Origin of the sequence: Nonomuraea wenchangensis, from assembly GCF_900111685.1 — a bacterium.
GTDB classification, from domain to species: Bacteria; Actinomycetota; Actinomycetes; order Streptosporangiales; family Streptosporangiaceae; genus Nonomuraea; species Nonomuraea wenchangensis.
In genome coordinates, this window is record NZ_FOHX01000002.1 from 22,823 (window position 1) to 35,846 (window position 13,024).

Consider the following 13,024-nt stretch of genomic DNA (forward strand, 5'->3'; position numbering starts at 1 on the left):
GGAAGGGCGGAGATGGCGGAGCTGCTGACGGGGGACTTCTACGCGTTCGAGGAGCTGCTGGCCGGCGAGGAGCGCGAGACGCTGCTGCGGGTGCGGGAGTTCCTGCGGGAGAAGGTCGTCCCCATCGCCAACGACTACTGGGCCCGCGCGGAGTTCCCGACCCATCTGGTGAAGGAGTACGCCGAGCTCGGGATCGCCGGGCTCGCCTTCGAGGAGCTGCCCGGGCCGAAGCCGAGCAGCCTGCTCAGCGGCTTCCTCGCGATGGAGATGGCGCACGCCGACCCGTCGATGGCCACCTTCTACGGCGTGCACACGGGGCTCGCCATGGGCAGCATCGCCGCCTGCGGCTCGGCCGAGCAGCGGGCGCGCTGGCTGCCGGCGATGAGCGCGATGGAGCAGATCGGCGCGTTCGCGCTGACCGAGCCGGACGGGGGCTCGGACGTGTCCGGCGGGATGCGCACCACGGCCCGGCGGGAGGGCGACACGTGGGTGCTGGACGGGGCCAAGCGGTGGATCGGCAACGCCACCTTCGCCGACCTCGTCGTGGTCTGGGCCCGCGACACGGACGACGGGCACGTCAAGGGCTTCGTGGTGGAGAAGGACACCCCCGGTTTCACCGCTACCAAGATCGAGAACAAGATCGCGCTGCGCTCGGTCCAGAACGCCGACATCACGCTCGACGGCTGCCGGGTGCCCGAGGCGAACCGGCTGGAGGGCGCCAACTCCTTCCGCGACACGGCCGGCATCCTGCGGCGCACCCGCAGCGGGGTGGCCTGGCAGGCGGTCGGGGTGATGCTGGCCGCGTACGAGATCGCCCTCGCCTACGCGAAGGAGCGCGAGCAGTTCGGCCGGCCGATCGGCAAGTTCCAGCTCGTGCAGGACCTGCTGGTGCGGATGCTCGGCAACGCCACGGGCTCGCTCGGCATGGTGGTGCGGCTGGCCCAGCTCCAGGACGCCGGCACCTACCGGGACGAGCACTCGGCGCTGGCCAAGGCGTACTGCACGACGCGCATGCGCGAGGTCGTCGGCTGGGCACGTGAGCTGCTCGCGGGCAACGGCATCGTGCTCGACTACGACATCGGCCGGTTCGTGGCCGACGCCGAGGCGCTCTACTCCTACGAGGGCACCCGCGAGATCAACACCCTCATCGTGGGCCGCGCGGTGACGGGGCTGAGCGCCTTTGTGTGAGCCCGGCCGCTCCCCGAGCCGCCGCGCGGGGTGCCCGTGGGAGCGGTCAGCACGAGGATCGCCGCCGACAGCAGGCTCAGCACGACCACGACGAGCAGCACGCCCACCATCTGGCGGTTGCTCACATGGCAGGCGTAGCGCTGCGGCCCCTGGCGGTTCAGCGCGTCGATCCGGCGGGTGAAGCCGGGGTCGCCGCAGCGCAGGTCCTGCTCGATCTCCGCGAGCAGCCGTCGCTCGCGGTCGGACAGGCTCACCGCTCGATGCCGGCGTCGCTCTCCGGGCCCGGCAGCTCGTCCTCGTCGCGGCGGCGGTGGTAGACGGGGTGCGGGTGGTGCATGTCGAACGCGGGGCGTTCGGAGCGGATCACCGGCATGCTGACGAAGTTGTGCCGGGGCGGCGGGCAGGAGGTGGCCCACTCCAGCGAGTTGCCGAACCCCCACGGGTCGTCCACGGTGACGCGCGGCGCGTGCCGGGCCGTCCACCAGACGTTGTAGAGGAACGGCAGCGTCGAGATGCCCAGGATGAACGCGCCGACGGAGGAGATCTCGTTGAGCGTGGTGAAACCGTCGATGGCGCTGTAGTCGGCGTAGCGGCGCGGCATGCCCAGGGCCCCGAGCCAGTGCTGCACCAGGAACGTGACGTGGAAGCCGATGAACAGCAGCCAGAAGTGCCACTTGCCGATGCGGTCGTTGAGCATCCTGCCTGTCATCTTCGGCCACCAGAAGTAGAACCCGGAGAACATGGCGAACACCACGGTCCCGAACACCACGTAGTGGAAGTGCGCGACGACGAAGTAGGAGTCGGTCAGGTGGAAGTCCAGCGGCGGCGAGCCGAGGATGACCCCGGTGAGCCCGCCGAGCAGGAAGGTGACGAGGAACCCGATCGCGAACATCATCGGCGTCTCGAACGTCAGGTAGCCGCGCCACATCGTGCCGACCCAGTTGAAGAACTTCACGCCCGTCGGCACCGCGATGAGGAACGTCATGAACGAGAAGAACGGCAACAGCACCTGCCCGGTGGCGAACATGTGGTGCGCCCACACCGTCATCGACAGCCCCGCGATGGCCACGGTCGCGCCCACCAGCCCCACGTAGCCGAAGATCGGCTTGCGGCTGAAGACCGGGATGACCTCGGTGATGATGCCGAAGAACGGCAGCGCGATGATGTAGACCTCGGGATGGCCGAAGAACCAGAACAGGTGCTGCCAGAGCATCGGCCCGCCGCTCGCCGGCTCGTAGACGTGGGTGCCGAGCTTGCGGTCGGCCTCCAGCGCGAGCAGCGCCCCCGTCAGCACCGGGAACGCCATGAGCACGAGCATGCTGGTCAGCAGCACGTTCCAGGTGAAGATCGACATCCGGAACATGCTCAGGCCCGGCGCCCGCATGCAGATGATGGTGGTGAAGAAGTTCACCGAGCCGAGGATCGTGCCGAGACCGGACAACGCCAGGCCCATCACCCACAGGTCGCCGCCGGCCCCATGGCTGTAGGTGGCGCGCGACAGCGGCGTGTACCCGGTCCAGCCGAAGTCGGGCGAGCCGAAGTTGGTGAAGATGGCGCTGAACACGATCAGCCCGCCGAACAGGAACAGCCAGTAGCTGACCGCGTTCAGCCGGGGGAAGGCCACGTCCGGCGAGCCGATCTGGAGCGGCATGATCACGTTCGCGAAGCCGGCGAACAGCGGCGTGGCGAACAGCAGCAGCATCGCCGTGCCGTGCAGGGTGAAGAGCTGGTTGTACGCCTGCTGGCTCACCACCTGCAGGCCCGGCCGGGCCAGCTCGGCGCGGATGATCAACGCCATGATCCCGGCCAGGGTGAAGAAGACGAACGACGTGATGAGGTAGAGGTAGCCAATCACCTTGTGGTCGGTGCTCGTCAGCCACGACACGATCACCGCGCCCTTGCGGTGGTGGCGCACGGGCGCCAGCGGTGAGGTCAGCGGTTCCTCGCCAGGCCGGTACGTCGTCATCGCCACTCTCCGTCATGCGGGCGCCACGGGTCGAACATCCGGTACCCGTGGCTTCTGACGGGAATCGCCTGATTACCGAGCGCGACCGAAGTCCTTGCGACCGGTTGGGCGGTACTCGACCGTTCTGAGCTGATGTGAGAGCCAGTCCACCACTTTGGCCACGAAACTGATCCGGTTGGCGACCTGCCGGATCTCGTGGCCCTCGTCGTCGAAGACCAGCGCCTCACAGGACAGGCCCAGCCCGCGGGCGGCGGCGAGGACCTGCTCGGCCTCGTACAGCGGCACGTTCGTGTCCGCGGCGCCGTGCACCAGCAGGAGCGGGGCGGCCAGCCGGTCGAGCGCGCGCAGCGGCGACAGGGCGCGCAGCAGGTCGCGGTCGGCCTCCGGATGGCCGTACTCGCCGAAGGCCGCCTCGGCGATCCACGGCTCGGTGCGGGCGTAGAAGGTCTCGAAGTCGGCGATGCCCGCCACGCTAACGCCCGCACGGAAGAGACCGGGATGGGCGACCAGCGCGGCCAGGGTCAGGTAGCCGCCGTACGACCAGCCCATACAGGCCAGCCGGCCAGGATCGGCCAGCCCCAGACGGACCAGCTCGGCCGCGCAGTCGGCCACATCCTCGATGGCGCGAAAGCGCAACGGGCCGTCGTCGGCGCGGCGGAAGGCACGGCCGTGCCCGCCGGAGCCGCGCACATTGGGGGCGAACACCCCGATCCCGGCGGCCAGCAGGTTCTGGAACAGCGGATTGAACGTCGGGCGCTCCTCGTCCTCGGGACCGCCGTGCAGGTAGAGCGCGTACGGGGCGGGCCCGGTGACGTGCGGCGGCCGGTAGAGCCAGGCGGTCAGCTCCAGCCCGTCCCGGGCGCGCAGGCGCACCGGCTCGGCCCCGCCCCCCGCCGGCAGCGGGCCGGCGCCCGCCACCCGCCGGTAGCGGCCCGTCCCGAGGTCGCACACCAGCACGTGGGACGGCTCCTCCGGGCTTTCGGCGGCGAGCGCGGCCAGGGTGCCGTGCCAGGAGATGCGGGCCGAGGTGACCACGGCGGCGGGCGGGGGCGGCAACGTCCGCAGCTCGCCCCTGGCCAGGTCCAGGACGTCCAGCTCCGAGCGGCCGTACCGGTTCCAGACCAGCAGCGCCCGGCGACCGTCCGCGCTCAGCGAGAACCGGTCCAGCTCCGCGTCCTCGCGCTCGGCCAGCACCTGCGCGGGAGCCAGCGCGCCGCGACGGGCGGCCAGCAGCGCGGCGCGGTCACGGCCGGCGTCGGTGACCAGGTAGGCGGTCCCGCCGTCCGGCGACAGCACGCCGAAATCGGTGGTGCCGGGCAGGCCGGGCAGCAGCCGCTGCTCCATGCCGTTGGCAAGGTCGGCCACGTACATCCGGCGGGCGCCGCGCGGGCCGCGCCGCAGCAGCATCCTGGAATGGTCGCGACTGACCGAGGCCGGCCACAGCAGGTGGCCGGCGGCGATCGGCCGGCGCCCGCCGGTGACGGCGTCCACCAGGACGGCGCTGGTCAGGCCGTCGGCGGCGGTCTCGGCGACGAGCAGCGTCTCGCCACGGCCGGTCCAGTGCACCATCGACGCCGACCCGCCGGGCGGGGCGGCCAGCGTGCGCAGGTCGCCGCCGTGCGTCTGCACGGCCTCCACCTGCGTGTGCTCCCCGCCGCCCGGCGCGACCACCACGGCCAGATGCCCGCCCGTGGGCGCCCACCGCACGTCCACGACCGGCTGCGGCCCGGTGTCCACCGGCCACGCCTCGGCACCGTCCCGCAGCGGCTGAACCCAGACCTTGGGATGGCCGTCACGGTCGCTGACGTAGGCCACGGCGCTGTCGTCGGGAGCCAGCGCCGGCGCCAGGCAGCTCTCGGCGGTCAGGCTGGCGGGCGAGGGAACGTGGGCGAGCCCGCCCAGGTCCGGCGTCATGCGCCCGTCATACCCCCTGTGCCTGGAGCCACAGTTCGAGCAGGCCGAGCTGCCAGAGCGGGTTCACGCCGGTCGGTGTGCCGTCGGCATCGGGGTCGGCGAGCAGGCGGGCGACGTAGTCGGGGCGGAACAGGCCGCGCTCGCGGGCCGCGCGGCTGGTCAGCGCGTCGCGCACCAGGTCCAGGACGCGCCCGTCCACGTGCCGGATGGCCGGGACGGGGAAGTAGCCCTTGGGCCGGTCGATGACGTCGGCGGGCAGCAGGCGGCGGGCGGCGTCCTTGAGCACGCCCTTGCCGCCGTGCGCCAGCTTCAGCTCGGCGGGGCAGGCCGCGGCCAGCTCGACCAGCTCATGGTCCAGGAACGGGGTGCGGGCCTCCAGCCCGTGCGCCATGGTCATGTTGTCCACCCGTTTGACCGGGTCGTCCACCAGCATGGCGGTGGTCTCCAGGCGCAGCACGGCGTCGAGTGCGGTGTCGGCGCCCGGCCTGGCCAGGTGCTCGCGGACGAAAGCGCCGCTCGCGTCGTGGTCCAGCAGGCGCCCGGACGCGAGGACGCGGGCCAGCTCGCCGTGCGGGCGGTCGAAGAACTCGCGGGCGTAGACCTCGGCGGCCCGCTCGCGCGGCACGTCCGCCAGCGGCGGGAACCAGCGGTAGCCGGCGAACACCTCGTCGGCGCCCTGGCCAGACTGCACCACCTTGACGTGCTGGGAGACCTCCTCCGACAGCAGGTAGAAGGCGACGCAGTCGTGGCTGACCATCGGCTCGCTCATGGCCCGCACCGCCTGCTCCAGGCCGTCGAGGAGGCGGGCGTCGGGGATGCGGATGCGGTGGTGGGCGGTGCCGAAGCGCTCGGCCACCATGTCGGAGTAGGCGAACTCGTCGCCCTTCTCACCGCCCGCCGACTCGAAGCCGATGCTGAACGTGGCCAGCCCCTCCTGCCCCTGCTCGGCCAGCAGCGCCACGATGAGGCTGGAGTCCAGGCCGCCGGACAGCAGCACGCCAACCGGCACGTCGGCCACCATGCGGCGGCGCACGGCCGTGCGCAGCGCGTCCAGGACGGCCCGCCGCCACTCCTCGGCGTCGAGCCCGGCGTGCTCGGGCAGCGCGCCACGGGTGTAGGGCGGGTCCCAGTAGCGGTGCTCGCGGCTGGTGCCGTCCGGCTCGACCACGCGGACGGTCGCGGCGGGCAGCTTGCGCACCCCGGCGAGGATCGTACGCTCGCCCGGCACCAGCGCGTGGAAGGTCATGTAGTGGTGCAGGGCCACCGGATCGACACTGGTGTCCACGTCGCCGGCGGCCAGCAGGGCGGGCAGTGAGGAGGCGAAGCGCAGCCGGCGGCCGTCCTCGGCCAGGTACATCGGCTTGATGCCAAGCCGGTCACGGCCCAGCACCACGCGGCCGGTGTCGCGTTCGACGACGGCGAAGGCGAACATGCCCTTGAAGCGCTCGACGCAGGCGGTGCCCCATCGGTGGTACGCCTTCATCAGCACCTCGGTGTCGGAGGTGGAGTAGAAGCGGTAGCCGTCGCGGCGCAGCTCGTCGCGGAGCTCCGCGTAGTTGTACAGGCAGCCGTTGAACACCACGGCCAGCCCCAGCTCGCCGTCCACCATCGGCTGGGCCGCCTTGTCCGACAGGTCGATGATCTTCAGGCGGCGGTGGCCCAGCGCGACCGGGCCCTGTGACCACAATCCCGAGCCGTCCGGCCCTCGGTCGTGCATCGCCTCCGTCATCCGGTCCACCGCGGCGATGTCCGCCTCCTCGTCGTCGAAGCGGATCTCACCGCACAGGCCGCACATGATGAAAGAACCTCCTTGTCGTCAGACCGCCGGCCGATGATCGGGCCGGGGGTCGGTTCGGTGGACGGTCTGATGGTCAGGCCGCTGGTCGGGCCTTGGGTCGATCTGGTCTCCGGGCTGGGGGGCGGGCGGGTCCGGGGCCCAGTCGGAGGAGCGGGTCTCCGCCAGCAGGAGGTCCACGACGTCCTCCAGGCGGCCACGCCGGGCATGGGCCGACCGCTGCCGCGCCGCCGAGCTGCCCCGCGCCGGCGCCTGCCGCGCCAGCGCCGAGACCAGCTCCCAGTCGCCTGCCTCCGCGAGGTGCGGGCGCGCCCGGTCGAGCAGGCGCGCGATCACCTCGGCCGCCGGGCGCGGCACCCCCTCCACCGGGTCGACCAGCTCGCCCTCCAGCCCCGAGCGCGCCGCCTGCCAGGTCGCCGCGCGCACCGGCTCCAGGCGCACCTCGCGCCCGGTGCCCCGGCGGGCCGCCTCCAGCTCGGTGGCGACCAGCGCCCGGAACAGCCCGGCGATCAGCACGACGTCCGCCAGCCGCGGGCAGGAGTCGCAGATGCGCAGCTCCACGGTGGGCAGGTGGCAGGAGGGCCGGATGTCGAAGTAGATCATCCCGGGGTCGGCGATCACCCCGGAGCGGATCAGCCCGTCGACCATCTGCTGGTAGTCGGCGGCCGAGCCGTAACACGCCATCGGGCCGGTGGTGGGCCAGCGCCGCCACACCAGGGTGCGGTAGCTGGCGTAGCCGGTGTCGGCGCCGTCCCAGAACGGGGAGCTGGCGCTGAGCGCCAGCAGCGGCGGCAGCCACGGGGCGAGCCGGTGCGCGACGGCCACGGCCAGCTCCCGGTCGCGCACCTCGGCGTGCACGTGCATGCCGCAGATGAGCTGCTCGCGGGTGAGCACCTGGAAGTCGATGAGCATCCGCTCGTAGCGGGGGTCGGGGAAGATCTTGAGCTGGTCCTCGTCCACGAGCTGGGGGCTGCCCGCGGCCACGACGCCGAGGCCGAGCGCCTCCGCCTCGCGGACCAGCGCGGCGCGCATGCCGCACAGGTCGCGGGCCAGCTCGGTCAGGGCGCGGAAGGGCAAGCTGTTGGACTCCACCATCGAGCGCTGCAGCTCGTGCGTGAAGCGGGCAGGGGGCAGTGCCTCCAGCAGCAGTCCCGACCGGGCCGCCAGGTGGCGCGTCCGCAGGTCCACGACGTGGAACTCCTCCTCCACCCCTACTTTGATGGGCTCTCCTGGCTCTGGCACGGCCATCACCCCCGACATTGCGCCCTAAAGGGTGACACTCCCCCATAAATCGCAGGTTTAGCATCGTCCTTCATGGCCTAGACTCCGACGAATGTCCTTGCCCCCTGCCCGGCTGGCCTGGCTGGACGCCCTCCGGGGGCCGGCGGCGCTGGCCGTGACCGCGCACCACGGCGGCTGGACCTTCGTCCCCGCCCTCTACGCCGTCGTCGACGCGCGCGTCGATCTGGGCACGTGGGGGGTGTTCCTGTTCTTCCTGGTGAGCGGCTACATCATCCCCGCCTCGCTGGAGCGGCGCGGCGACGTACGCGCCTTCTGGACCGGGCGGGCCTTCCGCCTCCTCCCGCTCCTGCTCACGGCCTGCTGCGCGGCGCTCCTGCTGGCCGCCGCAGGGCTGGTCCCGCCCGCCTCCGGGCTCGACTCCCGCCCGCTCCTCCTCGTCGCGCTCGGCAACGTGGCGATGCTCCAGGAGCTGCTCAACCTGCCCGCCGTCGTCTCCGTGACCTGGACGCTGTCGTACGAGATGGCGTTCTACCTCATCAGCGTGGCCCTCTACGTGACCGGCCAGGCCCGCAGGTCAGCGGGGATCTCCCTGGCACTGGCGGTCGCCGCCGTGCCCTTGGGGCTGCTCTTACCGCGGGCCGCGATCGGCCGCGGCGACCTGCTCGCCGCGCTGCTCGGCCTCGCCGTGGTGGCCGCCGTCGTGGTGACCGCGCTGGCCGGCGGCCGGGCCCGTACGGCGGCCGCCGTCACGGGCGGCCTGCTCGGCCTCGCGCTGGTGGTCGCCGGCAGCCGGGGCGGCACCTGGCAGGGCGTGATCATCCTGGCGGCCATGTTCGCGGGCACCGCCGTCTACCGGGCCGAACGCGGGGAGATCCCGTGGCGGGCGGCGGCCGTCGCCGTGGCGGCCGTGCTCGGCTGCGGGATCCCGGCCAAGGACGACCCCGGCTGGGCGCCGGCGCTCGTGCTGGCCTTCGCCGCGTTCGGGCTGGCGTTCGCGCTGCGCGGGCGGGCCTTCCCGCGCTGGCTGACCTGGCTCGGCGTGGTCAGCTTCTCGCTCTACCTGCTGCATCCGCTCCTGCTGCACCTCGCGCCCAATCTGGGGGTGTACTACCTGGTGCTGGTCCCGTTGAGCGGGGTGACGTACCGGCTGATCGAGGCGCCGGCGCAGCGGCTGGGACGGCGGCTGCGCCAGCCGGAGAACGCCTAGATTGTCCCCATGCCCCTGACCCTCCGCGACCTCAACCGCGCCACCCTGGCCCGGCAGCTCCTGCTGCGCCGGGAGGCGCTGGACGTCGCCCCCGCGGTCCGCCGCCTGGTCGGGCTGCAGGCGCAGCAGCCCGCCTCGCCCTACCTCGCGCTCTGGAACCGGCTCGCCGGGTTCGACCCGGCCGCGCTGGACGCGGCGTTCGCCGGCGGCTCGCTGGTGAAGGCCACGCTCATGCGGATCACCCTGCACGTGGTGCACGCCGACGACCATCCGGCCATGCACCTCGCCCTGCGGCGCACGCTGCGGGGCTCACGGCTCGGCGACCGGCGCTTCGCCGAGACCGGCCTCACGCCCGCCGAGGCCGACGCTCTGGTGCCGGACCTGCTGGCCTTCGCCGCCGACCGGCCGCGTACGGGCGCCGAGATCGAGGCGTGGATCGCCGAGCGCGCCCCCCTCTCACCGAGGAACGTGCTGCGGGTGATGCGCTCGATCGCGCCGCTGCGGCACGCGCCGACCGGCGGGGCGTGGTCGTTCGGGCCGCGGCCCGCTTACCTGGCCGCCCGGGCGGGCTCCGTCCCCGGGGACGAGGACGACTGCCTGCGGGAGCTCGTCCTGCGCTACCTGGAGGCGTTCGGGCCCGCGTCGGTGCTGGACGTGGCCCAGTTCGCGATGGTCCACCGGCCACGGGCGCGCGCGGCGCTCCAGACGCTGTCCGACCGGCTGGAGCGCCTGGAGGGGCCGGACGGCACGGAGCTGTACGACGTCCCGGGGGCGCCGCGGCCCGGCGGGGACACGCCCGCCCCGCCCCGGCTCATGGCCATGTGGGACAACCTGCTGCTCGCCTACGCCGACCGGGCCCGCGTCATCCCGCCCGCGTACCGCAAGCTCGTGATCCGCGCCAACGGCGACGTCCTGCCCACGCTGCTCGTGGACGGTCACGTGGCCGGGGTGTGGCGGCCTGCGGAGGGCGGCATCGAGGCGTCCGCCTTCCACCCCCTGCCCGAGGAGACGTGGGACGGGCTCGCCGCCGAGGCCAGGGAGCTGCTGGCGCTGCTGGCCGGCCGCGACCCGCGCGTCTACCTGAGTTACGCCCGCTGGTGGGGCGCCCTGCCGGCGGCCGAGGTACGGGTCCTGCCGGCCTGACCGCGTTTGGCCCGCCCGTGGCGGGGCACCGGGGCGGTCGCTGGGAGGAGTGGGATGGCACGCAGGCTGCTGGCGATGGGCAACCCGGCCGCGGGCGGGGACGACGAGGCGACCCGCCGGGCGGTGCTCGACGTGCTCGGCGGCGGGGCCGACGTGGTCTTCCACGCCCTGGAGCGGCCGGACGACCTGGACCGGGCGCTCGCCGAGCATCCCGACCGCGAGCCCGTCGTGCTCGGCGGCGACGGCACCCTGCACCGGGTGGTGGCGGCGCTGCTGGCCCGTGGCGAGCTGGAGAGCCGGCCGGTGGGCCTGATCCCGATGGGCACCGGCAACGACCTGGCCCGTACGCTCGGCATTCCGCTGGAGCCCGCCGACGCCGCGCGGGTCGTCCTGGACGGCGCGCCCCGCCCCCTGGACCTGCTCGTCGAGGACGCGCCCGGTAGGGGGATCGTGCTCAACGCCGTGCACGTGGGCGTCGGCGCGGAGGCGAGCCGGCGGGCGACGCCGCTCAAGCCGGTCCTGCGCCGGGCCGCGTACGCCGCCGGCGCGCTGCTCGCGGGCGTGCGCAGCAAGGGCTGGCGGCTCCGGGTGCGCGTGGACGACGAGCTGGTCGCCGACGGGCGGCGGCGGGTCCTCATGGTGGGCGTCGGCAACGGCGCCTCGATCGGCGGCGGCACTCCCCTCACACCTGACGCCCGCCCGGACGACGGGCTCGCCGACGTGGTCGTCTCCTACGCGGTCTCGCCTTGGGGGCGGTTGGCGTACGGGGTGCTGCTGCGGCTCGGCCGGCATCCCGAGCGGGACGACGTGGCGACGTTCCGGGGACGCGCGGTCGTGGTCGAGGGCGAGCCGGTGCCCGCCAACGCCGACGGCGAGCTGTGCCCACCCGCGCCGCACCGCTCCTGGACCCTCCGCCCGGCCGCCTGGCGGGTCGTCGCGCCGCGTTCCTGAGCGGGCCGCGCTCCTGAGCGGGCCGCGTTCCTGAGCGGGCCGCGTTCCCGACCGCGGGCCCGGTCCTGTCAGGCTTCTCGGAGGTCGCGGCGCTGCTCGGCGTAGCGCGTGGTCTCCACGGCGACCAGCACGACCAGGACGAGCGCCAGCCCCGCCAGCGCGGCCAGCGGCGGCAGCGCGATCGCCACCGGCAGCCCGGCCAGCAGCGCGCCGATGGCGAGCAGTCGCGGCAGGCTGAGCACGGCGTGCATCAGGCCGCCGAACAGCACGTGCCCGCCGAGGTAGAGCGCCGCGCCGCCGTACAGGACGGACGCGTAGAACCCGCCGAGCGCCACGCCCTCGCCCGCGCGGGCCAGCACGCCCTGGACGCCGAGCCCGGTCACGATGACGCCGGCCACGATGGGGAAGTGCCCGTAGGTGTAGCCCTCCACGACCATCTTGACGCGGATCACGCCGAGCGCCCGCACCAGCCGGTGCTCGGCCGCCGGCGCGACCACGTCGAAGTACAGCCACCACAGGCAGACGGCCACGGCGATCCCGAGCACGACCCCGGCGAGCAGCGGGACGCTCACCGCCCGCCCCGCCGCCCCCACGCCGGCGGCCAAGGCCGACTCCCCGATGGCGAGCAGCACGAACAGCCCGTGCCGTTCGCTCCACCGCGCCGCGTCGCCGACCCGCAGGCCGCCGTGGCGCGCGGCCAGGTGAGTCCCGGCCCGGTCGACGGCGAGCGCCCCGGCGAACAGCACCGTCTGCGCCCACCCGCCGAGCAGCGCCCCCGCCACCAGCGGCGGCACGACCGCCAGCAACGTCGCCAGGGAGAGCCCGAGCCGGCGGCGCGCCCCCTCGTCGTCCCCGGCCGCCGTCCCCGACTCCGCCGCGGCCCCGTCCACGGCGAACCGCACGGCGAGGTACAGGGCCCGCACCAGCACGTACGCCCCCACGAGCACGAGCGGCCCGTCCAGCCCGCCAGGAGTGTCGCGCCAGGCTTCTGGGATCGTCAGCGCCATGACGAACACCGCGGCGCTCGCCACCGCCATGCCCCCGCGCACCACGCCGTCGTCGGCCCGCGCCTGGTTGCCGAGCCAGGTGAATGCCTCCCACGTCCACCACAGCAGCGCGAGCAGCAGAAACCCTTGGAACAGCCCGTGAACGCCGTGCTCACGGGCCATGAGGACGGTGACCCGGGTCGCCGCGAACACGAAGACCAGGTCGAAGAAGAGCTCGAAGGCCGTCGTCCGGTGGTTCTCCCTCGCCGGCCCGGTCACGCCCGATAACCTCGGCCCGCGCCGCGGGTCCCCCTGCTCGGCCATGGCCGGCCACCCCATTCCCTTCCCGGATCGATTGCCGACGGGAAGGTTATAGGCGGGTATGGGGGGACGTCTCCACGATCACCCTGTTTTCCGTGATCTGTAAGAGTTGGCCGCCGTACCGGCCGCCGCTCCGGGGGCGCCGCCCCCCTGCGGGCGCCGCGCCCGCGGCCGTCCGCCCGTTGCGGACACGGCGCCTTGACCGACGGGGGCCGCCGCACGGAAACCACACGCGGGCCCGCCAACCCCACAAACCTCACTCAGCCCATAAGCCCGAAATATCACAACCCCGGAACAGCCCGCGCATTCGA

Annotated in this window: 10 protein-coding genes; 4 read left to right on the top strand and 6 right to left on the bottom strand. The window is 73.5% G+C overall.

Annotation, left to right across the window (positions count from 1 at the left end):
* Positions 1-12 precede the first annotated feature (12 nt).
* Complete coding sequence (locus BMW85_RS04475; RefSeq protein ID WP_091077277.1) at positions 13-1,188, top strand: acyl-CoA dehydrogenase family protein; 1,176 nt, start codon at positions 13-15, stop codon at positions 1,186-1,188.
* Here the strand turns inward: BMW85_RS04475 and BMW85_RS04480 are convergent.
* The 5 genes from BMW85_RS04480 to BMW85_RS04500 all read right to left on the bottom strand — a co-directional run bounded on the left by BMW85_RS04480 (position 1,116) and on the right by BMW85_RS04500 (position 8,105).
* Positions 1,116-1,442: a DUF3040 domain-containing protein gene (locus BMW85_RS04480; RefSeq protein ID WP_091077279.1), complete on the bottom strand. Its 327-nt coding sequence runs from the start codon at positions 1,440-1,442 to the stop codon at positions 1,116-1,118. The genes BMW85_RS04475 and BMW85_RS04480 overlap by 73 nt on opposite strands.
* Positions 1,439-3,154, bottom strand: coding sequence for an aa3-type cytochrome oxidase subunit I (gene ctaD / locus BMW85_RS04485; RefSeq protein WP_091077282.1), 1,716 nt, complete (start codon positions 3,152-3,154; stop codon positions 1,439-1,441). Before ctaD ends, BMW85_RS04480 begins: the two co-directional genes overlap by 4 nt.
* 72 nt (positions 3,155-3,226) lie before the next feature.
* Entirely contained in the window at positions 3,227-5,068 is a 1,842-nt protein-coding gene (locus tag BMW85_RS04490) for a S9 family peptidase (RefSeq protein ID WP_091077284.1), read from the bottom strand.
* Between the two features lie 7 nt (positions 5,069-5,075).
* Positions 5,076-6,863 carry an N-acetylglutaminylglutamine amidotransferase gene (locus BMW85_RS04495; protein ID WP_091077287.1) on the bottom strand — a complete coding sequence of 596 codons (1,788 nt, stop codon included), beginning with the start codon at positions 6,861-6,863 and terminating at the stop codon, positions 5,076-5,078.
* 21 nt (positions 6,864-6,884) lie between these two features.
* On the bottom strand, positions 6,885-8,105 hold the full coding sequence (locus BMW85_RS04500) for a carboxylate-amine ligase (RefSeq protein WP_245774620.1): 1,221 nt from the start codon (positions 8,103-8,105) through the stop codon (positions 6,885-6,887).
* A 91-nt stretch (positions 8,106-8,196) separates the two neighbouring features.
* On the opposite strand from BMW85_RS04500, the gene BMW85_RS04505 reads away from it, so the two are divergent.
* From BMW85_RS04505 to BMW85_RS04515, 3 genes are read left to right on the top strand one after another with little or no spacing between them, the layout of a single operon-like run.
* Entirely contained in the window at positions 8,197-9,312 is a 1,116-nt protein-coding gene (locus BMW85_RS04505) for an acyltransferase family protein (protein WP_091077291.1), read from the top strand.
* A gap of 9 nt (positions 9,313-9,321) precedes the next feature.
* The gene (locus BMW85_RS04510) at positions 9,322-10,455 is read left to right on the top strand and encodes a winged helix DNA-binding domain-containing protein (protein ID WP_091077293.1); all 1,134 of its coding nucleotides are present in this window, start codon (positions 9,322-9,324) and stop codon (positions 10,453-10,455) included.
* A 54-nt stretch (positions 10,456-10,509) separates the two neighbouring features.
* Positions 10,510-11,406 carry a diacylglycerol/lipid kinase family protein gene (locus BMW85_RS04515; RefSeq protein WP_091077295.1) on the top strand — a complete coding sequence of 299 codons (897 nt, stop codon included), beginning with the start codon at positions 10,510-10,512 and terminating at the stop codon, positions 11,404-11,406.
* Between the two features lie 68 nt (positions 11,407-11,474).
* Here the strand turns inward: BMW85_RS04515 and BMW85_RS04520 are convergent, their stop codons facing one another.
* On the bottom strand, positions 11,475-12,671 hold the full coding sequence (locus BMW85_RS04520) for a low temperature requirement protein A (protein WP_245774621.1): 1,197 nt from the start codon (positions 12,669-12,671) through the stop codon (positions 11,475-11,477).
* Positions 12,672-13,024: the final 353 nt, after the last annotated feature.

What these genes read in the sequence shown, in the direction of transcription:
- BMW85_RS04495 (WP_091077287.1), bottom strand. Translation starts at nt 6,863, where the DNA reads ATGTGCGGCCTGTGCGGTGAGATCCGCTTCGACGACGAGGAGGCGGAC.
- BMW85_RS04475 (WP_091077277.1), top strand. Translation starts at nt 13, where the DNA reads ATGGCGGAGCTGCTGACGGGGGACTTCTACGCGTTCGAGGAGCTGCTG.
- BMW85_RS04505 (WP_091077291.1), top strand. Translation starts at nt 8,197, where the DNA reads ATGTCCTTGCCCCCTGCCCGGCTGGCCTGGCTGGACGCCCTCCGGGGG.
- BMW85_RS04515 (WP_091077295.1), top strand. Translation starts at nt 10,510, where the DNA reads ATGGCACGCAGGCTGCTGGCGATGGGCAACCCGGCCGCGGGCGGGGAC.
- ctaD (WP_091077282.1), bottom strand. Translation starts at nt 3,154, where the DNA reads ATGACGACGTACCGGCCTGGCGAGGAACCGCTGACCTCACCGCTGGCG.
- BMW85_RS04510 (WP_091077293.1), top strand. Translation starts at nt 9,322, where the DNA reads ATGCCCCTGACCCTCCGCGACCTCAACCGCGCCACCCTGGCCCGGCAG.
- BMW85_RS04490 (WP_091077284.1), bottom strand. Translation starts at nt 5,068, where the DNA reads ATGACGCCGGACCTGGGCGGGCTCGCCCACGTTCCCTCGCCCGCCAGC.